General features: G+C 28.1%; 2 protein-coding genes. Both read right to left on the bottom strand.

What is annotated here, in order from left to right; genetic code table 11:
• A partial coding sequence (locus tag ACVC2P_RS03885; protein WP_452597175.1) for a hypothetical protein occupies nt 1-244 on the bottom strand: 244 nt, incomplete at its 3' end.
• Nucleotides 245-285: 41 nt separating this feature from the next.
• Nucleotides 286-777, bottom strand: a complete 492-nt coding sequence (locus ACVC2P_RS03890; protein ID WP_452597176.1) for a hypothetical protein — start codon at nt 775-777, stop codon at nt 286-288.
• Nucleotides 778-855 lie beyond the last annotated feature (78 nt).

Here is an 855-nt window from a genome sequence, read left to right on the forward strand (position 1 = left end):
CGCCAGCTTTATGTAAGGCTTTCATTAATAATACGTCTTTTTGACTTTTTAATAGCCATTCAAAATCATCTAATGTAATATCTCCATTAGCTAATAATTTAGTCCAACGTTCTAATTTTACTTTGCTTTCTGCAAGGAACTGTTCTACATCTTTTTTAGATTCTTTCTTTAAATCATCCCATTTTTCTCCAAACAGGCCTAATATTGATGCTTTTAACTCTTTTAATAATGCTTCAAAATCCATAGTTGTATATTTTTTATCTTATTGATTAATAGTCGTATATATTAATTATTACTTGTTATAATGTCAAGCAATCTGTCTTTAGCTACTTTATCTTTTTTACCTTCATATTGTATTAATAAGTCCATAGCTTCCAATACTTGTGCTTTGGCTTCTGTTACAAAAAACTGAGACATTTGCCCTTTTTCTTCCCAACGCTTAAAAAAGCCTGCTAATAAATTCTTTTCTTTATTACTTAGTATTTTCCACATAGCGTAAGTAATTTCATTATTAGGTTTGTTTTTTTCGTACTCAACTATTTTTTGAATCTCTTTATTTAATGCTTCAATTTCTTCCTTATTATCTGCATAGGGTGTTATAGCTTTATCCATTAAACTAGAGGCTTCTACTTTTATTTCAACGCTTTTTTGATACGAATATTGGTCGTAAACCGCAGTTTTTAAGGCATCGCATGAGGTCATTAACATTAACCCAACTACTACTAAAATAATACTAGTAATTTTTTTTAATGGGTTTTGGTTGCATATTGTTTTCATTTTTTCTTGTTTTTGTTATTATTGATTATAGTTTTTCTTGTTTTATATTCTAAAGTTACCTCTTTTACATGTTTTGGT

This window comes from Pontimicrobium sp. MEBiC01747, assembly GCF_053601635.1.

Coding starts and splice junctions, on each gene's coding strand:
- ACVC2P_RS03890 (WP_452597176.1), bottom strand. CDS start 777: ATGAAAACAATATGCAACCAAAACCCATTAAAAAAAATTACTAGTATT.